At 47.0% G+C, this 24,420-nt stretch carries 13 protein-coding genes; 4 read left to right on the top strand and 9 right to left on the bottom strand.

The window, feature by feature from the left end; all coding sequences use genetic code 11:
* The first annotated feature begins 54 nt into the window (after window positions 1–54).
* From GXP69_RS15910 to GXP69_RS15895, 4 genes are all read left to right on the top strand, one after another.
* The gene (locus GXP69_RS15910; RefSeq protein ID WP_163916119.1) at window positions 55–3,429 is read left to right on the top strand and encodes an Ig-like domain-containing protein; all 3,375 of its coding nucleotides are present in this window, start codon (window positions 55–57) and stop codon (window positions 3,427–3,429) included.
* A 6-nt stretch (window positions 3,430–3,435) separates the two neighbouring features.
* On the top strand, window positions 3,436–4,404 hold the full coding sequence (locus GXP69_RS15905) for a PorP/SprF family type IX secretion system membrane protein (RefSeq protein ID WP_163916117.1): 969 nt from the start codon (window positions 3,436–3,438) through the stop codon (window positions 4,402–4,404).
* Window positions 4,405–4,842: 438 nt separating this feature from the next.
* Window positions 4,843–7,086, top strand: a complete 2,244-nt coding sequence (locus tag GXP69_RS15900) for a LamG-like jellyroll fold domain-containing protein (RefSeq protein ID WP_204282062.1) — start codon at window positions 4,843–4,845, stop codon at window positions 7,084–7,086.
* Window positions 7,087–7,258: 172 nt separating this feature from the next.
* Window positions 7,259–10,813 carry a LamG-like jellyroll fold domain-containing protein gene (locus tag GXP69_RS15895; RefSeq protein ID WP_163916113.1) on the top strand — a complete coding sequence of 1,185 codons (3,555 nt, stop codon included), beginning with the start codon at window positions 7,259–7,261 and terminating at the stop codon, window positions 10,811–10,813.
* Window positions 10,814–10,939: 126 nt separating this feature from the next.
* On the opposite strand, the gene GXP69_RS15890 is transcribed toward GXP69_RS15895, so the two are convergent.
* The 9 genes from GXP69_RS15890 to GXP69_RS15850 all read right to left on the bottom strand — a co-directional run bounded on the left by GXP69_RS15890 (window position 10,940) and on the right by GXP69_RS15850 (window position 24,383).
* Window positions 10,940–14,350, bottom strand: coding sequence for a PA14 domain-containing protein (locus GXP69_RS15890; protein WP_163916111.1), 3,411 nt, complete (start codon window positions 14,348–14,350; stop codon window positions 10,940–10,942).
* 639 nt (window positions 14,351–14,989) lie between these two features.
* Window positions 14,990–15,874, bottom strand: a complete 885-nt coding sequence (locus GXP69_RS15885) for an alpha-1,2-fucosyltransferase (RefSeq protein WP_163916110.1) — start codon at window positions 15,872–15,874, stop codon at window positions 14,990–14,992.
* Between the two features lie 85 nt (window positions 15,875–15,959).
* The gene (locus GXP69_RS15880) at window positions 15,960–17,195 is read right to left on the bottom strand and encodes a glycosyl hydrolase (RefSeq protein WP_235925769.1); all 1,236 of its coding nucleotides are present in this window, start codon (window positions 17,193–17,195) and stop codon (window positions 15,960–15,962) included.
* Window positions 17,196–17,207: 12 nt separating this feature from the next.
* Window positions 17,208–18,047 (bottom strand): glycosyltransferase family 2 protein, encoded by an 840-nt coding sequence (locus GXP69_RS15875; protein ID WP_163916108.1) that lies wholly within the window; start codon window positions 18,045–18,047, stop codon window positions 17,208–17,210.
* Window positions 18,044–19,309, bottom strand: coding sequence for a glycosyltransferase family 4 protein (locus GXP69_RS15870; protein ID WP_163916106.1), 1,266 nt, complete (start codon window positions 19,307–19,309; stop codon window positions 18,044–18,046). Before GXP69_RS15870 ends, GXP69_RS15875 begins: the two co-directional genes overlap by 4 nt.
* Before the next feature lie 3 nt (window positions 19,310–19,312).
* The gene (locus GXP69_RS15865) at window positions 19,313–20,251 is read right to left on the bottom strand and encodes a nucleotide-diphospho-sugar transferase (RefSeq protein WP_163916105.1); all 939 of its coding nucleotides are present in this window, start codon (window positions 20,249–20,251) and stop codon (window positions 19,313–19,315) included.
* A 50-nt stretch (window positions 20,252–20,301) separates the two neighbouring features.
* Entirely contained in the window at window positions 20,302–21,597 is a 1,296-nt protein-coding gene (locus GXP69_RS15860) for an O-antigen ligase family protein (protein ID WP_163916103.1), read from the bottom strand.
* Window positions 21,598–21,623: 26 nt separating this feature from the next.
* Window positions 21,624–22,835 (bottom strand): glycosyltransferase family 4 protein, encoded by a 1,212-nt coding sequence (locus tag GXP69_RS15855; RefSeq protein WP_163916101.1) that lies wholly within the window; start codon window positions 22,833–22,835, stop codon window positions 21,624–21,626.
* A 27-nt stretch (window positions 22,836–22,862) separates the two neighbouring features.
* Window positions 22,863–24,383: a lipopolysaccharide biosynthesis protein gene (locus GXP69_RS15850; RefSeq protein ID WP_163916099.1), complete on the bottom strand. Its 1,521-nt coding sequence runs from the start codon at window positions 24,381–24,383 to the stop codon at window positions 22,863–22,865.
* Between the last annotated feature and the right edge of the window lie 37 nt (window positions 24,384–24,420).

Here is a 24,420-nt window from a genome sequence, read left to right as displayed (position 1 = left end):
GATATATCGTCGTTTATAGGATTCATTGAAATTTGGATATAACCAACAGCATTCATGGCTCACCCTTACCTTATCAGATGGCAGTACTTGCTCGTCTTGCTAAGCCTTATATCAGTTGTAACAGCACATGCTAATAAGAGCGCCGGCTCCGGAATCGTATATCCTGGCAGAGTGCTTGATGTGCCCCGGTTAACGGCAAATCCGAGCATGGCAGGAACTATTTACCTGACCTGGACCAATGCAGGCGCAACGCAATACACTGTAGAATATAGCAAACTGCCGGGAGCACCTTTTACCACACTGGCTACATTGTCTGGTAGTGCAACCACTTTCAGGCATAGCAGCCTTGGCTACTCCGAAACACTGCACTACCGCATAAAGGCCACAAATGGTTCAGCAACTGTATATAGCAACACGGTTACAGCAACTACACACCCGGCAAACTATACATACCGCATCATGCCGCTCGGCGATTCCAATACCGATGGTGGCAGTGGCGCTATTCCCCGCAACGACCGCGTAGGTTATCGTAACGAACTATACCGACTACTCCGCTCGGGTAGCTTTTCTGTTGATATGGTTGGGAGTGAAGTGTCTGGTAGTAATTCCGTTACAGCCTTCCGCAGACAAAACGGGTACGACCCGGATCTGAACCATGCGGGTTTCGGCGGAGCCAAGAACTTTGAGATTGTAACCCTATTACAGAGCGGGAAAAATGGTGGCGGCCCTTATCTGGATCAGTATAACCCAGACATCGTGCTGCTGCACATTGGTACCAACAGCCTGGGGTACTCTCAGAATATCACAGAGCTTGAAGGTATCTTAAATGAAATAGATGCCTATGAGCGCCGCTCCGGGAGAGAGGTGACTGTGGTGCTGGCCCGCATCATAAAGCAATGCACAGACTGTGGCGCCAACCAGGGAGATGTGGACTGGGACAATGTTAATACGGCAGACTATAACCGGCGCATGAGCACAATGGCGGCACGCCGGCAGGCTGCCGGCGACAGGCTGGTGCTGGTAGATATGTCGGAAGATGCAGGGATAATCTATAGTATGCATGCGGATATGGAAGATTACCTGCACCCGAATGCCAGCGGTTTTGCTAAAATGGCGCAAATATGGTTTGGTGCAGTCAAAGCTCTGCTCACGCCAACCGACACGCATGCCCCTGAAACACAGATTACAGCCGTTCCTGAAACGTTAACAAACAATCGGAGTGCCACTTTCCGGTTTGCTAGCAACGAATTAGGCGTAACTTACCAGGCCAGCCTGAATGGGGCTGCTTTTACTGATGTAAGCAATCCGGTTACTTTTCAGAATATTTCGGATGGCAGGCATACACTACGTGTACGTGCCGTGGATGCTGCTGGTAATACAGATGCAACGCCCGCTTCTTTTACCTGGACGATAGATGCCACGCCCCCTAAACCCCCTGTTATAGTTGCTGTGTCAGAAGATAGGGGACCGGTGGCAGATGATGGTATAACTTCTGATAACACCCTGCAATTGAAAGGGACTGCAGAAGCGGAAGCCACTATAGCAGTTACGCGCGTTGGTACTGGTGTTATAGGTACAACAAGAGCAAGCGCAACCGGTGCATGGATATTCAGTTATGAGAATACAGCTTTACAGGACGGAAGCTATAGTTTCACAGCCGCTGCCGCCGACTCTTTAGGCAATACCAGCCCGGCCAGTGAGCGATTTGCCGTAACTATAGATCAAAAGGCACCGACTGCCACAATTGCTACTACAGCCACCTCGCCAATAAACAAAGCCTTTCAGATTCAGATCAGCTTCAGCGAGGCTGTGTATGGTTTGCAGGCAAGTGATTTTAAGCTGAGCAATGGCACCCTGAGTAACCTGCAACAGAAAGATCAGGCAAACTATACGGCCACTGTAACCCCAACTACAGACGGTAATATAAGTGTTCAATTGCTGGCTGCTAAGTTAACAGACCTGGCAGGAAACGCAAATCAGATATCTAACACACTACAGTTTATAGTAGATATTACCAGACCAACTGTAACTATAGCCTCTGAGGCAGCGGCTATAGTTAATACAGATTTTGATGTTACGATAACTTTCAGTGAAGCAGCTAACGGCTTTGCCAGGGAAGATATCACAGTTGAGAACGGAAGTATTGCCTCTTTCCGCAAAGTTGATGATGCGAACTATGCCGCAACTGTAAAAGCTACGGGTCAGGGTAAGGTAAGCATAACTATAGTTGCCGATGTAGCTACAGATGCCGCCTCTAATGGGAATGAACCATCTAACACTCTTACGCGCACATTCGACTCTGTTGCACCTGCCGGTTATGCGGTTGCTTTTACTGTGCAGCAGGTAAATGTTACCAACCAAAACCAGGTGGGGCTAACTATAAGCGGTGGCGAATCAGGGGCAACTTATAACTATAGTATCAGCAGCGCAAATGGCGGCAATGCCGTAACCGGCACCGGCAAGCTGACTGGCACAACATTAACTATAACAGGCCTCAACTTAACCGACCTGAAAGATGGCATTCTGACTGCATCTGTAAACTTAACCGATGAAGCCGGGAACAGGGGCGAAGCTGCCACAACGCAGGTAGAGAAAGTTACCAGAGATATTGCTGCCGTTACGCCATCGGGGGAGATAAGCGTGCCGTTTAATACAGCATTTGAGGCGCTGAACCTGCCCCTTAAAGTACAGGTAACCTACACAAGCGGTGAGCAGGAGTACCTGGATGTAACCTGGGAGCCTGGCAACTATAACCGTATCGTAGCCGGAATCTATATGCTATCCGGAAACTTGGCGCTGGCAAATAAGACGACAAACTTCGGGAACCGAAAGGGTACCATACAGGTAACTGTAGAGCCAAACCAGTCGCCAACTGAACTCACAATCAGCAATAGCACTTTTAAACCAGATGCTGAGCCGGTTGATGTACTGGCTACCCTGGCAACGCAGGACCCGGATGACGATCAGTTTACTTATGAACTGGTTGCAGGTGAGGGCGATACGCATAATACTTACTTTGCTCTGGCCGGAAATGAACTATACCTGGTATCCAACAAAGGATTATCTGGTATTACAAACTTCAGTATCCGTGTACGCACTACAGACCAATACCGGAACAGTATAGAGCGCACGTTTATGCTTACCAAACTGCCTTATGATCCTAACAAAATTACGCTGGTAAATGCTTTCTCGCCTGATGGTGACGGAATAAACGATACCTGGGTAGTACCTGAACTGCGCTTTTATGATAAGGTGGAAATAACTGTGCTCGACCGGTCCGGAGTACGCCTGTTTCATACAACCAACCCCGAAAGTGGCTGGGATGGCAGAATCCGTAATGGCGATGTGCAGGCCGGGCCATACTACTACATCATCCAGATTAAAGACATTGACCTGGTAAAGAAAGGTGTGCTCACCGTTTTAAAATAAGACCTTATGAGAGTAACTATACTTGTAGTGCTGTTAACTATAGTTTCTTTTAGTGCGGCGGGTCAGAACCGTAAGGCTATCGGAAACTTTTCGCAGCTAAAACTATACTATAACCCTTCGCTGACGGCTTTTGATGGCAGCCAGATCAATACCTTGTACCGTAACCAGTGGACCGGTTTTGAAGATGCTCCCCGAACTATAGCTTTGGCGGCAGAGTTTAAGCTGGCTGACCTTAAAAGAAAGAATGCCTACCAGTTAAACAGCAATGGCAGTTCACAAACAGCAGGGCAGCACGGAATTGGTTTATTACTGCTCCGCGATTTGTTCGGACCCTTTTCAGAAACGCAGGTAAACTTCAACTATAGTTCTGCTATCAGCCTGAGCCAAAACTTAGAACTGCGCTGGGGTGCCGGCCTTAACTATACCTCGCTGGCGCTGGATGGTAACAAGCTAACCCTGGACAACCAGAGCGACCCCAGGTTTACTGATCTGTTAAACCGCAACAGCCGGTCCGGCAAACTGGACCTGGGCGTAGGGCTTGCGCTAAGCAGCCGCAGCTTTTATGTGAGTTACGCCATGCAGGATATTACGGAAGGGAAAGTCTTTAAAACCGGCGATGATTTTATAAACGAGCTGTATGCCCGCAAACACATAGGTATGGCAGGCCTTCGAACCAATGTGTCAGATAACCTGGCCTTTGTGCTGAATGGGTTATATCAGTACGATGCCGTGTCAGAGTCTACGGTTGAGGCACAGCTAAAAGGGGTTTACCACGACAGTTTCTGGCTTGGGGCTGGTTACCGGAATAAGCTGGCCTTCACGGCAACTGCTGGCCTTAGAGTAAACAACCTGCTGGTTAGCTACCTGTATGAGAACCCCGTAGCCGAAGCAACAACTATAGATAAACCAACAAACGAAATAGTAGTGGCTTACAGGCTAAACCTGCAAAAGGAAGAGGGGCAGGTAAAACGATAGTATGGTAATATTCTTATAATTAATATAAAAGTTGCACAAATTTAAGATGGCGTTTTCGGGGTATTTGTAAATCTGAAGATACCTATTTTTTGTTTTATTTCGTAACTGGCTGATAATTAAATTGTATGTGTGTGAACTTGCTTAAAATTAGTACCAATTTCGTTCACTAAATTGAATAAACCTGTAACGCAAAACCCCGTAATATAAGAAGTTTCCAATAAATAGGAACCTTAATACTTTCAGCTTACGCACCAGATACATTCCTTCTGAAGCCAACTAGATACTGTAGCTTCAGCAAACTATACAAGAAGCAGCCTGTTGTTTCAAAGCATTACTGATTACCCTTATTAAGCAGACATTGTTCAAATGACATATAGTTACAGTTACGCATTTATTGGTAGCTTTTTTTCCGGTCTCAGCCTGAAGGTATCCCACCCAATGGTTGCAGCAAACCGGCGACTTCAGTTTTGTGTCAGTCTTATAATTGCATTTACTTTTTTTCTGGCTAATTCCGTTCAGGCGCAGTGTCCGTCGGGTATTGTACACTATTTTCCTCTGGATGAGGCTGCTGGCCCAACTTATACCGACAATGCTTCCGGCATAAAAGCCGAATGCACTAACTGCCCTTCGCCAGTTGCCAGTATGTTTGCCGGTGGTCAGAAATTCAACGGCACCTCCCAAGGGCTCATCATTAACGAAAAAGAAGGTTTTGAGTGGGGGCACTACGATAGCTTCACGATTGAAATGTGGGTGCAGGTTACAGGCTCTGCTCCAAACAACCGCGTGATTATGGGGCGAACAGCCAAAGACTCCGGCATGAGCTGGTGGGTTGGCCTCGATCCGGAAGGCTATGCCATGTTCGAACTTTACGATATGCAGCGGTCTGGTTTCTGGATCGAAAAATCAGGAAAGAAAATAAATGACGGAAAGTGGCACCATATCGTCATTATGCGCCACGGCACGCACATGCGCAACCGGCTTTATATTGATGGCTACAAAGTGGCCGAATACCGCTACGAATACTCTGATAACTTCTTTAGTTCAGCCCCGGTAACTATAGGCTACCTCGATCTGGGTGACGGCTACCGCTATAACGGCGCTGTTGATGAAATTATAGTTTACAACCGGGCACTCGAAGAGAACGAAGTCAGGGCCAGGTATAACAATGGCGCCAGCGTGTATTGCGGCAATAAGCAGATTGCCCCAACTATAACTTCTGATCCTGTAACGTTTGGCGTGGCTGGCCAGCCTTATATCTACGATGTCCAGGCCATCGGTAATCCGGCTCCCGTGTATTCTTTAAAAGAAACAGCACCGGGCATGGCGATCAATGCCTCTACAGGTAAAATTACCTGGACGCCACCTGCTGCCGGCAAGCATAAGGTAACTGTGCTGGTAAAAAACAGTGCAGGGCAAGCGGAGCAATCGTTTACCATAGACGTCAAGAACAACATTGATGAAAGCACTGGAATGCGACACCACTGGATGCTGCACGAAACCAGCGGCCAGCATTTTAAGGATTACTATACGCCTTATGATGCTACCTGCGAACCAGGTGAGCGTCCAGCTCCGATTCCGGGTGTAATCTCGGGGGGGCAGCGCTTTGATGGTACCAGTTCCGGTCTGGATGTAAAGCAAAGCTACAATTTTAACTGGGAGCCTGACGAAAGTTTCACGATAGAACTATGGGTCAGAACAACGGCTTCACCATCCGAAAACCAGGTCATAATTGGCCGACAGGGCATGGATTCTGACCTGCACTGGTGGATTGGAATGGGAAAAGACGGACGTGCAGCTTTTGACCTGCGCGATATTATGTGGCAGGGAGCCATGGTGCAGAACCGCGGTCCGGTGCTGAACGATGGTAAATGGCACCAGGTAGTAGCCGTGCGTGACGGCGCAGGTGGTATCAACAAACTATACGTAGATGGCGAAAAGGTTGGGGAGAGCAGCGTGCGGTATGCAAATGGGTTTGCATCGCTTAGTCCGGTAAACATGGGTTACCTAAACCTTTCGGATAAATACCGCTACAAAGGCGACCTGGATGAAGTGAAACTTTTTGGCCGCGCATTAAGCGATGCTGAGATTCGCAAGCGCTACGAAACTGTGTTCGACGGCATTGTGGAGCTGATAAAATTTGAAGGCCAGTTTCAGGGGCAGTCCGTATTGCTGAACTGGGAAACACAAACCGAAAATGAACTGTCACATTTTGTTGTGGAACGCTCAGAAAACGGACTCGACTTTACTGAAATAGGGACAGTGGATGCCAATGGCACAAGTTCTACACTGCTCGCCTATAACTATACCGATAAGCAGCCACTGAAAGGCACCAGCTACTACAGGCTTCGCATTGTCAAGAGCAGCGGAGCCCGGACATTCTCAAACATTGTGATCATTGAGTTTGGAGGCACTCTGATGTCGATGTTTTATATGTATCCGAACCCGATACAGAGCGGTGAGCTTAGCGTGGAAGTGACTAACTTGGTGCCCGACGAACAGGCGACGTTTATGTTGTCAGACCTGACAGGCAAAAAACTGATGGTACAGCAAGTTCAGGTAGAGGGCAATGGTACCCTGAACCTGAAAGCTATAGTTCCGGAAGAGTTGAGAGGGGGGATGTACCTGGTAACTATAGTTACAAAAGCAAAAAAACTAAGCAGGAAACTGGTTGTGCTCGATTAACGGGGTAACTGGTATCTGGTTGTAAGTCTTTGCGAACCTTAAAAATTTATAATAATAGTTGATTGGGTGCTTCGACAACAGGCGGAGCAGTAGTACCTTTTTGTGCTTACCAGCAAGGAGCTGTAGTAAGTAGGTGAAGGATATATAGCAAAGTAAATTAAGGTTAATAACTATGAACAAATTTTACCCCTCTTACACCAAACCAGATATACAGTATTATAACTATAGCAACTACACCTCACAACCAGCTTCAGGCGCATTCAAAGCTGCTTTTTTAGCAGTTATTACCTTTGTGCTCACCTGCATTTTTACACCGTTTACTGCATTTGCCCAATCTGGTGCCGGACTGCCCGATGGCTTTATAGAAGAGCAGATTGGTGGGGAATGGAACATGGTGGTAGGCCTGAAATTCTCGAAAGATGGCAAACGCATGTATGTTTGGGAAAAAGCCGGTAAAGTGTGGATTGTAGAGAATGGGGAGCGTAAACCTGAACCACTGATTGACATCAGCGAGGAAGTAGGCGACTGGGGCGACCATGGTTTACTTGGCTTCGAGATAGATCCGAACTTTGAAAGCAACGGCTATATTTACCTGCTGTATGTGGTTGATCGCCATCACCTGTTCCACCATGGCAAGAGCAGCTATAACCCCGTTACAAATGATTACCGCGACGCTACCATTGGCCGCCTTACCCGCTACACTGCTGGCGGTAGCAACAAAACTATAGCTGACCCAGCCAGCCGCAAGATCCTGATTGGCCATAACCACACCAATGGTATTCCTGTTCTGTTTGAGTCGCATGGAGTTGGCTCCCTGGTGTTTGGTGCAGATGGTTCTCTTTTAGTTTCGACTGGGGACGGCGCATCAGGCGGCGGACTGGACTATGGCTATATCGAAAATGATCCGTTTGAACATGCGGTAAAAGATACGTACAGTAAACAAGCCCTTGAAGATGGTATCATCAAGCAGAAAGAAAATATCGGGGCTTACAAATCACAGCAACTGGAATCTTATAATGGTAAAATCCTTCGCATCGACCCGGCTACGGGCAGAGGTGTGCAGAGCAACCCTTTTTATGACGCCAAGAACCCGGATGCGCCGATTTCTAAAGTATGGGCATTAGGTTTCCGGAATCCATTCCGCTTTTCGGTTAAGCCAGGTACGGGAAGTGCTACACAGCCTGGAGTTTTATATATAAGCGATACCGGCTGGACTTCTTATGAGGAGATAAACGTGGCTACGGGGCCTGCTATGAACTTCGGATGGCCTATGTATGAAGGATTAGAGCAGATGGTATATTACATGACCTATGATATGAGCAATACCTCTGCGCCCAATCCGCTGCATGGCAAAAATGGTTGTGAGCAGAAGTTTTTTACCTATCAAGATCTGCTTCAGGCACCAAAGCGTACACAGAAACCTTACTTTGGGAACTTCTGCGACTGGAACCAGGCAATACCGGACAATGTACCAAAGTTTGTGCATGCACGCCCTGTACTGGAATGGGGCAATGGTAGTGGCGGCGCCAGAGTTGGTGTTTTTGAAGGAGAGGATGCTGCAACAGCCATGCTGGGAGATGCTAAATCCGGCGTGCAGGGTCCGCAGTTTTATGGTAGTTCTGCTACAGGTGGGGTATGGTACACCGGTACGGATTTTCCGGCTGAGTACAGAAACTCATACTTCTTCGGAGACTACGGTGCAGGCTGGATTAAACTGGCCACTTTCGATTCTGAGCACCGGCTTAAATCAGTGCGCAAGTTTAAAGACAATGATGCTATAGTTGTAGACTTTGCTGTTAACCCTGCTACAGGTAACCTGTACTATATCAACTATGCCTCTAAAGTGATGCGGGTGTCTTATACAGATGGCAATTACCCGCCTGAGGCAGTTGCAAAGGCAGACAAACTATATGGTACAAGCCCGCTTACAGTTAAATTTACTGGCAGCGAATCAAAAGACAGAGAAGGCGGCACCCTGAAGTATGAATGGAATTTCGGAGATGGGTCAGCTGTTTCAACCCAGGCCAACCCTACACACACTTTTACTTCATCTACGCTAAAGAACTTTAATGTTACCTTAAAAGTAACCGACCCAGAAGGGGCTACTTCTACAGCGCGCCTGACAGTATCTGTAAATAACACGCCGCCCGTAGTTAAAATTATAAGCCCGGCACCAAATACGGTATATACCCTGCAAAAGCAGACCACTTATAACCTGCGGGCAGAAGTTACAGACACAGAACATGCTGCTTCTCAACTTACATATGCCTGGCAGGTAGTGCTGCATCATAACACGCACACGCATCCAGAGCCTTTAGATAACCGAAAAGAACCACAGGTAACAATTTCGCCGGTTGGTTGCGACGGAGAGGAATATTTCTACCGCATAAACCTGAAGGTAACAGATGCAGCCGGGCTCTCAACATCAGATTACGTGGATGTTCGCCCTGATTGCAGCGGCGGCATTGCACGGGCTGTAACTATAGCATCACCATCGGCTAATACTGTTTTTGAGCCGGGAAAACCTGTAAATCTGGCGGTTACCTTTGCAGATGCTAAGCGTAAGTGGAGCAAAGTGGTGTATTATGCTGGTAACACTCCGATAGCAGAGTCCATTACCTCACCGTTTAATGCGGTTTGGCGGAATGCTCCTAATGGTACTCATAACATTACGGCGCAGGTTACTGATGACGGGGTGCACTTTCAGACTTCGGATCCGGTAAATATAACGGTAGGCACAAGCGGAAAAATAGACCTGCCAAACTGCCTGCCTGGTTTAACGCACTATTTTGGTATGGATGAAGCAGAACTTGATGATGGTGTCAAAGATTTTGCTTCAGGTTCCGTCGCGCATTGCGAAACATGCCCTACATCTACCCAAGGTAAGTTCCATGGTGCACTGCAGTTCGAGAACAAAGCTACTGTCGATCTTTCAGATGCATCGAGATTTAACTGGGGTAAGAATACGCCGTTTACTATCAGCTTCTGGATGCGGTCTAATAAAACCGAAAACCGTAACTCTGTAATTTTAGGACGCAATGATAATAACTCCCAGATGCATTGGTGGATCGGAACAGACCCTGACGGTCGAGCAGTATTCATGCTGAAAGATATTAACCACCAGGGTACCCACATTGGCGGGAAAGGCCCTAAACTGAATGATAACAACTGGCACTGGATAACTGTGATTCGCGATGCTGCCAACAACAAGAGCATGCTTTATGTTGATGGAGTGAAGGTGGATGAAACGGAGTATGTTTACGAGAATGGTTTTGAAGGAACGGCTCCGCTTAATATAGCCCACCTGCCTGTCGGGGATGGCTATCATTTTACGGGAGCTATAGATGAACTTAAACTTTACAACCGGGCACTTACTGAAGCAGAAATAACCAATTCTTATAACGGTGGTGAAGGAGCTTATTGCGGTGCTACCCCCCTTGGTGTGAAAGAAGAACATAAACTTAATCGTTTCTTCGAAGCCTATCCAAACCCGACACGTTTGGGCCACATTAACTTGTGGATGACGGAACTGAAGCCTGGCCAGGAAGTTCAAGTGCGCCTAACGAGCATTACCGGAAGAAAGATCGTAGAGAAAAAGATGCAAGCCAGCAAGGAAGGACACCTGCGCGGTGTAGTTGAATCCAGGAAAATCAGCCCGGGGCTTTATAACCTGACGCTGATACTGGAAGACGGTATCATTAACCGAAAAATTGTAGTACTGGAGTAACTATAAACTATAGTTGGTATTATAAACACAAAAGCCGCTACTAAATACAGGTAGCGGCTTTTGTGCTATAGTTTGCTATAAAAAAAGGGTGTGCCTATAGAGGCACACCCTTAATATGTTGTTGTGTTATTCTTTCACAACTTTTAGCGATTTGCTAGTTCCATTTGAATCTGTGTACTTCAGGATGTAAATACCTGAGGTTAGATTTACTCCTGACAGATCCATTTCCAGTTTGTTGTTTACCAGTGTAGGTTGTGTGATTTTGTATCGTACACTTCCAGCCTGAGTCATTAGAACAACTTCCTGTAGTTTAACATTTTCGCTGCCCATATCCAGTGTAAGCACTGTCTTGAACGGGTTCGGGTAAGCAGTTACTTCCGAGAACGAAATGTTAGTATCTTCTTTTGCAGTTGAGGCAAGTGTTAAAGTGCCCATATCTGCAGTCATTGGCGACAGTCTGTTGCCGGCAATTGGTCTTTCCATGGTGCCGTTTGGTAGCTGCCAGCCCACGGCCAGGTTATCCCCGCCTTCTACTTCTACGTGCAGGGCCTCGATGTAGTAGCGCTTGCCTGCTTCCAGCGTGATCTTAGCCGACTGCTGGTTGGCCTGCTTGGTCCACTCACGTGGGTTGGTCCAGCCATTCACTGTGGCAATTCTCACTTTCTTAGCCGGGTCTTCCGACGTGCTCAGGTAAAGCTCGGCGTTGTTGTCACCGGCAATCCAGAAGGTGTATTGTCCTGACACTGGCGCGGTAACATAACCGCGGATACGTTGGCCATAGTTGTCACCGGCATCAGTTGCAGCTTCAAACGAAGTCAGCTCTTTGGTTGAGTTCGGCTTGTTGGCAACCGGGATCTGGCTTGGCGATTCAGTGTTCACGTTGTTCCAGATCTCAGCGATAATCTTGCCTGTTGCTATTTCCGGCGTAGGAGTCGGTGCAGGTGCTGCAGTGCTTCCCATCGTCGACAATCTGTTACCGGCAATTGGTCTTTCCATGGTGCCGTTTGGTAGCTGCCAGCCCACGGCCAGGTTATCACCACCTTCTACTTCTACGTGCAGGGCCTCGATGTAGTAGCGCTTGCCTGCTTCCAGCGTGATCTTAGCCGACTGCTGGTTGGCCTGCTTGGTCCACTCGCGTGGATTGGTCCAGCCGTTCACTGTGGCAATTCTTACTTTCTTAGCCGGATCTTCCGACGTGCTCAGGTAAAGCTCGGCGTTGTTGTCACCGGCAATCCAGAAGGTGTATTGTCCTGACACTGGCGCGGTAACATAGCCACGCACGCGCTGGCCATAGTTGTCACCGGCATCGGTCGCAGCTTCAAACGAAGTCAGCTCTTTGGTTGAGTTCGGCTTGTTGGCAACCGGAATCTGGCTTGGTGCTTCAATGTTCACGTTGTTCCAGATTTCAGATACAATTTTACCTGTGCCACCAGTTGAAGTACCTGGAGCCGGAGTAGTTGGGTTCGTTGTAGTTCCACTTGTTACAGTGATGCTGGCAGCTGCAGATGTTTTAGTTGCACCAGCGTTATCAGTAGCTTTTGCTGTGATAGAGTAAGTGCCTGCAGTTGCATTTGCCCAGCTGTAAGTATAAGGGCTCTTAGTTGATTCACCGATCTTGGTAGTACCATGGAAGAACTCTACTTTGGAGATTGTACCATCCGCATCAGTTGCAGTAGCTGTCAGTGTAATAGCTGTACCTGCTGCAAACGATGTACCTGACTTAGGAGCTGTAAGCGTTACAGCTGGAGCCTGGTTTGGAGACGGAGCAGTAGCTGTAGAACCCATAGTTGATAAACGTGAACCTGGGATTGGTCTTTCCTGCGTACCATTCGGTAACTGCCAGCCTACGGCCAGGTTATCCCCGCCTTCTACTTCCACATGCAGGGCCTCGATGTAATAGCGCTTGCCTGCTTCCAGCGTGATTTTCGCCGACTGCTGGTTGGTCTGCTTGGTCCACTCACGTGGGTTGGTCCAGCCGTTCACAGTGGCAATTCTCACTTTCTTAGCCGGGTCTTCCGACGTGCTCAGGTAAAGCTCGGCGTTGTTGTCACCGGCAATCCAGAAGGTATATTGTCCTGACACTGGTGCTGTTACATAGCCGCGGATACGCTGGCCATAGTTGTCACCGGCATCAGTTGCAGCTTCAAACGAAGTCAGCTCTTTGGTTGAGTTCGGCTTGTTGGCAACCGGAATCTGGCTTGGTGCTTCAATGTTCACGTTGTTCCAGATCTCAGATACAATTTTACCTGAACCTGGAGTAGTAGTACCTACTGATGAACCAGCATCAGGAGTTGGAGTTGGAGTTGGAGTAGGAGCTGGGGCCGGAGCAGGAGCAGTAGTTGATCCCGAACCTGATCCGTTAGGACCTAGCACGATTCCATTTGATTGTAGTTTCTGATTCCAGCGCGTAAACTCGTCGGCTTCAGTCTGACGTGTGATCGGGTTTGGCAGCGCCGTGTTGTTTGAGAAGCTTGCGTATTCCTGTACCGAAATATCGTTACGGTTGTTAGGCCAGTCCCAGGCAACAATACCCATTACGTTGTTGTCAACAGAGTTATTGAAGGTTGTGTTCTTCTTGTAGTAGTCATTGCTCCAGTATCCTGAAGTATACATGTTATACTTAGAACCATCGGCAAAAGTAGCTGCGTTAATTGCACGGTTACGGTGATAGCGCAGGTTGTTACCTCCGGCCATACCCATAGAGTAGTTACCTAAGCCAACAAGGTGGTTCTCATAAGCTTCAACATAAGCTGGCGCAATGCTGATGTCGCCGTCACCGTCTGTAATGATACCTCCACCTGAGTAGTTAGAACCATTTGCCGGGATCGGGTAAGCACCCTGGATGTAGTTGTTGTGAATTTTGATCGGAGAATCAGAAGTACCTTTCGTGTTGTAGATGTTGATGTTATCTTCTACAAGCGAGTTGTTCGGTTCATTAATTACCTGGTTCCAGGCAATTTCTGCATGGCGGATAGCTCCTTTAAAGTTAAGACCTACGAAGTTTGTAAGTGAGTGCTGGCCATTGTGAACGCGGCCATCAATGTTCTTCACTTTGTTATAGCGGATCTTGATCGTTTCGTTGGTAGTACCATTACCGGTATAGTTTGTCGCGATCTCGATACCTGCAGTGTGCTCCATGTAGTTGTGCTCTACAACTACGTTTTTGAAGTTATCTACAGTAAGGAAACGGCGTGATTTAACGTAGTCGCGGTAAGGGCCGGGTGTAATTCCATAACCATTTGAGTGGCGAACCGTAATATTACAGTTATAACCCCAGCTCTTGATCAGGTAACCAGCACCACGGATGTTAGAGTATTCAATGATAACTGGCTCAGAGGTGCGTACTTCAATTGCAGGTACTTCAGTGTCTCTGGATTCCCAGTTTCCTTTATAGGTACCACCTTTGGTAATAACCAGCGGCCCGCTGTAAGTCTGGGCTTGTGCAAAGGTAGGCGTCAATACATACACTAGAACGGAGAGTAAAAGGGCAAACAAAATCCTGTCTGCCCTCCTTTTTTGAGAGGTCAGTGTACTCATTTCTTTTGGCTAAAAGTTGAAAATGTAATTAATCTAATGTGGCGAGCTTTGTAATAAGTGCAGTTTCTCCTTTTTCAATCCGATCTGCCCTATCTGCTCTTACTTACTATTGTGTTTACTCGGAGGCGGTAAATTGTAAATGATTAATAAATAAGATGTTGCAAAGATAAGCTAGAAAACATTTCAAATGCTACACTTTTAAATTCTTTTTCTGAATAAAATTATACTGAATAAATAAATTTACATCGCAAAATAACATCAAAAATAGCCTTGGCGAGTTGTTTGGGCTATTTGTGCTAATTTAAAAGGTTGCAAATAATTTAAAAAACTTTGTAAATTTATATTTGTTTAATATTTTATTTATTATAAGTGTTATTGGTAAAGTGCTAGATATTTTTATATTAAAGAAAGCTAATATTTGTATTTTACGGGAAAGGTAATCCAAAGTAACGATATAGGTAATCAAAAAGTATAGTTCGATTCGATAAATCGAATTGTATATTGTTAAGTTGTAATATTTGAATGTATCTATGTTTAGGGTTGGGTAAGTTGTTAGGCTGTCTATTCATCAATTAAAAATGCCACCTGTGTGAGTGGCATTTTCAATTAAGGTAAGTCTGTAAACTATAGTTTAAATGATCAACCTTCCTTTACAACAGAAAAATCAGCGAGTGCTACCTGTTTCGTAGCAGAGTCTAGCGTGCAGAGCGGGGTTTCGCCATAAAAGGAGGCCCACATGGTAAAAGTGCTTGGCGGACCGATCAGGTAATCGCATTGCGACAAGCAGTACAGGTCAACTATAAAATGACGATCACCGGTCACTATGTTGATGCCTTTATAGTTGTCGGTATTGATTTTTTCGTTAGAACAGATCAGGAACACGCACTTTTTATTCTGCTGGGCGAATATCTCCATCAACTCACGCATTCTTGCCGCATATACGTCGTCTTCGTAGTACCAGCAGCCATTCAGGAAAGTTTTATAGTCGCCCCGTCGGATATGTACACCAATAATTACATCGCCCAGGTCACGGCAATGCGCTATAGTTTGATTCACTTGATCCTGGTAAGCAGGTACAGGCGTAAAGATCTTGCGCAGCACCGGCGCATGTTTCTGGAAGTTCCTGAAGTCGCGGTACAGCCAGCCATCTATAAATGTGAGTCTCTTTTTAGCTGAATCCACAAACTCAGGGTCATTCATGTCATAGCACACATCCTGTTTGTCGTAATCCTGCACATTATGGAAGTGGTAGAGAGGTGTTTTCTTCAGTGGATTTACCAGCACTTTGCCCATCCCGAGCATCGACTTCCGGATAAGTCCATCCAGTTTATCGTCAGGTGTTATCTGGGTGCTGATCTTGAGCCCGTTGAAGTTGTTGGAGGAGGTGCTGGTAAAAAATTGCTTATAATCGTTGAACGATGGGTTAACTAACTTATAGTTGTATTCGATGCTATTCGATATAAAATGCGCAAAATGGAAAAGTCTGTTTGCCAGTTGCCCGGCTTTATAGTTTACTATAACCATAGTCAGGGTGATAATTAGGGTTGATATTTTCGCAGTAGTTTATACTTGTAAGCGGGTCTTTTGTTGTGTTTCGATAAGTCCAGAATCAGCCTTTTGCAGGCCCTGGTCTGATAGCTTGCTGCTGTAGTTTATGGCGCCAGGCACGGTATTCTTCTTTCTCCAGCGATTTGGTTACTTCTCCTTTGATAAAATGGTTAAGAGGACGCAAATCTCTTACCTTCAGGCTATCCAGAAACTCGTTTCGCCAGCCGCCGTTTTGCCCCACTACCGCTAGTTTGTTATTGGATACCTCAATATTATAAGTGCTTTTCATTTTATAGAAATCCTTTATCCAGATACCGCTCGTCCAGAATTTGTAACGCTTGCCATTTTCAAACAGGCCCGAAACTATAGCCGTGTTATCATACACTTTTATATTGTTGCCACCCGCCACGCTGATACAGTAATTGCCGAGCCCCACCAGCTGATTCCGGTAAATCTCTACATAAGCTGTTGATTTGGTACTGTCGGTTTTAGGAGAATCCGAAATGATGCCTCCGCCGGAGTAATCTTTAGCATTGGCCGGGTACGGGAAAGCGCCTTCTATATAATTATTGTGTATACGGATGGGGGAGTCAGGGGTGCCACGCGTGTTGTAAATGTTGATGTTATCTTCAACTATAGAGTTATCCGGCTCATTTATCACTTCGTTCCAGGCAATCTCGGCATGGCGGATCGGGTTACTGAAGTTCAGGCCCACAAAGTTTACCGTCTCAAGCGTGTCGTAAATTCTGCCATCTATGTTGCGGACCTTGTTATAGCGGATTTTTATAGTTTCATCCTCGGAGCCGTTGCCCAGGTACTCTACCGTAATATTAATGCCTGCCGTATTTTCCAGATAGCAGTTTTCTACCACTACATTCTTAAACACATCTGCTGTTACAAAATAGCGCGGTTTGGTATAGTCTTTCCAGGGGGTAGGAGGCAGTCCATAGCCTTCGGTGTTGCGCACGGTCAGGTTGCAGGCATAGCCCCAGCTTTTTATCAGGTATCCCGCTCCACGAACGATAGAATTCTCGATGATAACAGGTTCTGAGGTCTGGATATCAACGGCCGGAATTTCGGAGTCGTACGATACCCAGGTACCAGAGTAGGTGCCGCCTTTTGTGATGACGATGGTTTGGTTTGTTTTAGCCTGGGTAAGGATAGTCTCTTTTTGCCCTGGCTGAAGCAAAAAGTATAAGCCGGTAACTATAGCTGCCAGGGCAACTATAGTTACCAGTAACCTATAGTTGGTATAGTTCGCCATGGCAGGAGAGATGCTGTTACCAACTCGGGACATAATGCTATTAGTTTAATGTACCAGGTATCCGAAAATACGACGGGCTACCCCGTTAACCAGGTAATACGGGATATAGGGTGCCGGGCAGTTCTTTAGTGTAAAACGTGTAAAATCGCGCAGGTTGCCGCCGCCTTTTATATCGAACAGGTGGTTGTAAAAGTTCTTCAGCGATTTCTCTTTACGGTTTTTGCGTTCACCGCTCTCTTCAGGGTAGGTATATAGTTTGGCGTCGTAGTTTACGTATAGTTCAAAACCGTTGCGCAGCGCAGTATGCGTATAGTCATAATCAGCTACATAGTGCGGAAAGCGATCCTGATCAAATAAGCCAATCTTTTCGATAACTGCACGCGGTATCAGCAAACCACGGCCAGGCAACTGCGATACATTGTGCAAGCCTACCTGTTTCTCTTTTGGCAGTTCATTTAACAGATAACGAACCTTGTTGCGTTTAAAATCGATAATCTCACCACCGCAGAAAGGCTCACGGGTTACGGCATCCATCTCCAGGGCCCCAATAACAGCATTCGGCTTTTGCCTGATCCACTTGTAGGTATTCTCTATAAAGTCCTCTGCTACTTCCAGGTCGTTGTTTAGCGTCATCACATATTCTGCGCCATGTTGCAGGGCATATTTCAGGCCCATGTTCACGCTGGCCGTCCAGAACAGGTTGCCATCTCCGAAAAGTACTTTCACTTCCGGAAACTCTTCGCGTAGCATATCGGCCGTACCATCGGTAGAGCCATCATCTACCACTACAATACTATAGTTCTGGTTGGTGCCGCGCTTCAGCGACAATAAGCACTCGCGGGTAAAATTCTTACGGTTGAAAACGGGTATAACTATATGAATCATGTCAGGTTAAGGGTATTGGGTTGAACAGTTTGTTCTGTAGGTTTAGCTTGGGTATACTTACTATAAAGGCCGGCAATATGTTCTGTTTTAAGGGTCCAGGTTTGCGTTTTTGCGAAGGCATAGCCATTTCGGCCCATTTCTTCGCGCAGCATTGGGTTGTCGTATAGTTGTTCCACAGCCTTTGCCAAGGCTTTACAGGTTTTTTCGGGGTTGGTGACAGGTACTTTTATACCAGCGCTGTCAGGCACTAAGTTCTTGCCACCGTGCAGGTCCAGTGTTACCACAGGCAAGCCATAAGCCATCGCTTCCAGGAACTGAGCTGGCGAGGAATCGCGCAGACTGCAGAACAGGAACAGATCACTCTCGGTGTAGGCCCGTTTTACTTCTTCCCACGGCACCTGGCCTTTCCAATCCACTTTGCTTTGCAGGTTATTTTCGGCTATCCACTGGGGCACCATATCGCGCATCGGGCCATCACCGAGTATCGTCAGTTTAAACGGCACATCCGGGCGAACGTGTTTCAGAGCTTCCAATACAACCGGCATTCCTTTTCGGGCAAACAGGCGGCCCACCCATAGTATGTTCAGCACTTCTTTGGGGGCACGAGTAGGGTAAGTTTCCGGGTAAAAGCTCTCCGGCAGACTGGTGTCCAGGAACATTTGTGGGTTTAAGGCGCCGGCTTTTGCAGCCATGTCGTAAGTATCCTGGTTGGTTGTCAGTACCAATGATGCCCGTTGCATGGTTTTCTTCACGTCCGGGTTCACAGCCAGCAACAGTTTACTGATCCAGGAGCGGATAACTTCTTCTTTCCAGCTACTATAAAAGTATTTTTTGAATGCTTTAGGCGCTTCCTGTCCGCCACCACATGGCCCGAAAATAAGCGGTTTATTCAGTTTCCAGAGGGCGGTTCCTAACTGCAGACTACCTATAGTTGCATGGTGCACCAGGTCAAAATCTATCGTTTTGTCCAGCTCTTTTGCTTTGCGATAGGCGTATTGCTGCCAGGCAATGTAATGAAAGTAAAAACCCAGGTGGTATTCAAAGGCTTTATCGATCCAGGCAGGCAGCTCTACGAACACAATGTGCAGGTTAGGCATGGCCAGTCTTTCCACTTCTGCTTCTATGGCGGTGCGGCCTTCTATCGTTGTGAGGCACCACACGTCGTGGCCCAGTTTAGCTGTATTTAGTGCCCAGTTCCAGCCGTTACCAAGTTCAGTTCCACGGTGCGGTTCGCAGGCGTATGCCGATAAAAGTACTTTCATGGCTTACAGGCTAAAATTGAACAACGCTTTTAACTTGGCGCTGGCCTTGTCGCGCATCATGCGATTAAAATACCGACGGTCCGATTCCTGGTCGCGGATAACGAAGCGCGGGTGCCGCAGCGGAAAACTGATCTCGTTCTCGCGAATCTTGGCCTTTTCTTCGAACTGGTTAAAGGTGTGCGTGGCGTCTTCGCCAAAACCGATGTTGCTCACCAGGTTCACTTCCGGCACAATGCACAAACCGGAGTTAGAGTACACAGTAAATTCCCACTGGTAATCCCACACATCGCCTTTCTGCAAATTGGCTATAGTTTCTTCTATCTTGCTTAGGCGGTAGGTTTCCTCAAACTTGTTCAGAAAGATGCCATTCAGGTAACCCTTGTTCTTGAGCTCGGGATAGTTGCCCAGGTTAAAGTCGTATAGTTGCCAGGCACGGCGCCAGGTAGCCCAGCCCCAACTGTTCACTTTGTTCGAGAAGTAGTAAGAGTAATCCGAATCGCGTTTCCAGCCGTTCAGGTAGTTGTTGCCACTGATGTGCATTACGCGGGTATCTTGCTTGTATTTCTCCAGCAGCTCCTGGCAAAACCAGAAAAAGCTTTTAGATGGCACGCAGTCGTCTTCCAGTATAATACCAGTTTCTTCGTGCTCAAACAGCCAGCTTATAGCGCTTGATGGAGCTACGCCACAGCCCAGGTTCTGCTCTCTGAATAGTGTTTTTACTTCGCAATCCCAGTCTACCTGCTCAATTACGGCGCGGGCTTCGGCGCAGCGCTCCAAGTCGCTGGCATTACCAGGTCGCGGGCCATCTGCGGCAACGTATAGTTTTTTGGGCTGTACCTGGCGTATGCGGTCCAGTACTTTCTGGGTAGTATGTGCCCTGTTAAATATGATCAGGAGCACCGGGGTCTCTAAAGGTTGTGTATGGTCGGTAGATGTTTGCATAGTTAAAGGGTTTGAATAAGGATGAACTATAGTTCAGGGCCTGTTGCTGCTCACGAAGGAATAAGTCTTTCCCTTAATGCGATCAGTTGTCGTTTCCTGCGGGTGGCAAACTCTCTCAGGTACGATGTCCGGTCTGGCTCATCTTCTTCGAGCAGCACAATGGTGAGGCCGAGTATCCCATAGTAATACGCTGGAAGTATATAAGAGATACCAAATACAAAGCCACTGATAATAAACGCGATCATGATGATCTGGTTTTCGTTCAAACGCTTTACCCGTAATGCTTTCCAGATAGCATAAAACGCTTGCCACAGGAATAGCGACAGGCCAATTAAGCCGGCGTAGAACAGCACATCCACGTAAAAACTATGGAAGAAGTGCCCATATCCGTCTTCAAAAACGGGTTTATCAATATCGTCGCGGTAAAATTGGATAGGCAGCTCAAACCCCTCGAAACGCATGCCCATTACAAGGTTCTCTTTGATAAAGGGCAGGTAAGAAAGCCATTGGTTGTAGCGCCAGCTGCCGGTGCCCTGTTTATCAAAGTTTTCTATATCCGAGAAGTTTTCTAAGATTTTGGTAATGATCTCCGGGTGCATAGAGAAAAGAAAAGCACTGCTGGCTAAGCCACCTGCAACTATAATACCGATGATAGGCAGGATCTTGCCGATACCAATCGGGGTATCGGTTTTGAAACGAAACAAAAGGTAGTAGACGGCCAGCACTATAACTGTACAAACCCACACCGTGCGGTGCTGAAAAAAGAATATAGTAAGCAGCACAAAAAAGGCCATCGGCAAACTATACCATTTGGCTTTAAAGAAATACTGTGTCAGGAAATACAGAAAAGGAATAACAAGCATGTACACTGAGGTAGAGTGTACACCGCGCTCATGCTGTGTGAAGGAGGATATGCTGAGTGCACCAGGGTTTACAACAAGCACATTTAACCAGAATCCAGCCAGTATAAAAAATACCAGGTGGCTCATTTTCAGGTAATTGTTTCCTTTATAGTAGGTGTAAATAAAGATCGAGTAAAAGAAGATCATCACCTTCAGGAATACGTGCGGATACACGAAGAAGGTGCCGTACTTATAAGCTGACTCCATAGAAAGCCCGAACAAATACAGCGAGGTTAAGAAGAAGGCCCACTTCATTGGTATGGACATGCGCTGAAAGAACAGCGCACTGTACCCTATAGCAATACCCGCAATGAGCTTGGCCATTGAGCTGATGAGAGTTCCGCCATGTGCACTCTCTGGCGCCAGCAACTCCATAAACATGTTGTCCAGCAGGAAGATCAGCGCCAGAGGGATGATAAATAAGAATGTATAGTTTAGCTTCATGGGGCTATGTAACGTATAGCAGGCACTCAGGCAGTGTCGGGAAGCGGCATTGGGCTGTAAGCGCCCTGTGCATATTTAGGTATCAGTTCACGGGCAAGTACGCGGCTGAAAAGTGCCAAGTGCTGATTTATGACCACATCTTCCGAAAAATGTTTGCGGGCATGCTGCTTTGCGTATCGTACGGTTTCACGCCATAGTTGTTCGCTTTCCAGCAGTCGAATTATTTGCTCCGCCATGGCATCCGGCGATGTGATATCGCAGAGCAACCCGGCTTTGCCGTGCGCCAGTAATTCAGGCACAAAACCGCTCTTATCGCCACCAACTACGGCTGTACCTGCCACCATCGCTTCCAGTATGGCCATCCCAAACGATTCTTCATAGGATGGATGAACCAATATTTTCGCTCCGGCGGTTTCTTTTACCACATCTTCAAAACCCAGGCAGCCAATAAACTTTACACCATCTGCAATGCCGAGTTGTTTGGCATATTGGTGTGCTGGTCCGTTTTCTTCCATATCTACACCTACCAGGTGGTATTCAAGATTGGGGAAGAGGGCACGAACTTTGGCAAAGGCCTGTAAGCTGCCATGTATGTTCTTGCGTTTGGTAAAACCCTGCACCACCGATACTATATAATTCCCTTTTGCTGGTATAGCCTCACTTATAGTTTCTATGTCGGATGTATAGAAGTTATTTATAGTTACGGCTTTGGCCTGCTCAGGTCGGGCAAGCTGGCGGTATGTGTAGCTGGAGTTGGCAACCAGATAGTTTGCTTTACTTACTGATTTATAGTTCATGATCCAGCGCACGAACCGGAACATATCGGGCTGTTTCAGCAGGATCTTGAGGGCTACATCGTGTATGTTTACTATAGTCGGGATGCTCGTTTTAAGAGCTGCCAGCGCATACTCATAGGTCCAGAAGGCGCTGATGATATCCGCCGGGTTGGCTTCTATCATTTTATGCAGTGCCTCGATCTCGAAATCAAAGAAACGACGCCCTGGCTTTTGCTTTACTGTACCAATACAAATGGTGAGGTTACCGCATTGCAGCACCTTTGGCTCCTTCAGGTCGGGAGCATTGGTATAGCCTGTAACTTTAAAGCCGCGTTTAAGCAGCGCATTTATATAGTATGATGTGAGTGGAAAAGCGTTTGTGTCCGGTAAATCTTCGTGCTTTAATTTCCAGTTTAGCAGCTTCAGGTCTATTGGTCCGCAAACCCCTACATTAATCTTCATATATTCTGATAAACCTTCCTGTGATACTTACTTAATAATGAATGTTTTATACCTGTTGATCATTCTGCCATAATAGGAGCCTGAATCTTCTGATAGGCCCATTTTAGACAACAGTTTACCGATTTCGGCGCGCAGCAGCCTGTGGGGGAAAAACAAAGTTGCCACACCCAGGACAATTGCACCAGTAGCGATCTGTGATATAAGTAGTACTATTACTGGCAGGTTAAAGTTGTGCAGGAGCGAGGTTACCATGTAAATGGCTACTGCGGCTAAGGCACCGTTCACCAGACCTGGTAAATAGGCCTGCAACTGCTGCCTGTACGTAATTTCGAGTGCGTTTTTCATAACGCGCTGGTAAAAGCCCATCTTCACCAGTTCCGATAACACAACTGCCCATGCAAATCCGATCAGGCCAAAATCTTTGAGCACATAGAAGAACAGGGCAATTACCGCCATCAACACAATGTTCAAAACGATCTTGATGTTCAGGATGGCTTTTGCGTCGCAGATAATGCCGGCAAACATGGTCAGGAAGTTGAGTGGAATACCCAGGCAAAGAATCTGGAGCACAGGAATTGCCGCTTCCCATTGTTCGCCTAGTAAAACATATACAATTTCAGGAGCAGCCACCATTATGCCCAAACAGATCGGGATGATAACTGCGGCCAGCAGTGTTATGCTTGATGAATAAGCTTTCCCGAGCTTTTCGTTATCAGACTGCATTTTACTGAAAGACGGGAACACTACCTTTATAAGCATGCGGGTAAGCATGTGCATGGGCTGGCTTACCAGCTCGCGCGAACGGCTATAGATACCCAGCCTGTACTCTCCAAGAAAGCGGCCAATCAGGATCGTGTCCACATTTATGCTCAGAAACTCGAGGAAGCTGATTAACGACATGCGGCTACCGTAGGCAAAAAGCGGTTTATAGGCCTGCCAGTTAAACAGGAAAATGATGTTGTGTCTGACAACGGCATAAGCTCCAATGGATACAAAGAAGAACTGTGACAGCGACGCAAATACCAGCGCCCAAACCCCAAAGTCGAGGTAAGCCAGTATAATACCGACACCTAAATAGGCAAGAATGTACGATACCGTTTCGAGGATGCTGAGCGCCTTAAACTGCATGTTGCGTTCCATCATACTTACCGCCGTAGACGATAAGCCATTTATCAGGAACATGAACGCCATTACGCGGATAACAGGAATAGCTTCTTCATTCTGGAAGAAAGCAGCGGCGGCAGGGGCGGCAACCCAGGTTATACCCGTAAACAGCAGCCCCAGTAAAACTGACGAAGTAAATGCTGCCCGGACGTGTTCCGGCAATAGCTCCTCGCGCTGAACTATAGCTTTGTTAAGGCCCAGGTTGGCAAAATAGGCTCCAAAGCGAAGCACCACGCCGGCAAGTGCAACAAGACCAAAGGCTTCGGGTGTCAGCAGCCTGGCCATGATGGCCGTGTATCCGATCTGCATCACGGCATTGGCAATCGTAGAAGCTGAACCCCACTTGATGCCATTCACCGCTTTCGATGCCAAATTATCACTCATAAACAGATTTTCTCGGCTGCCTGCCAACTATACGAAT

Origin of the sequence: Pontibacter burrus, from assembly GCF_010686685.1 — a bacterium.
GTDB classification, from domain to species: domain Bacteria; phylum Bacteroidota; class Bacteroidia; order Cytophagales; family Hymenobacteraceae; genus Pontibacter; species Pontibacter burrus.
The sequence above is the reverse complement of the archived record's forward strand: the minus strand, read 5'-3'. Positions and strand labels throughout refer to the sequence as shown.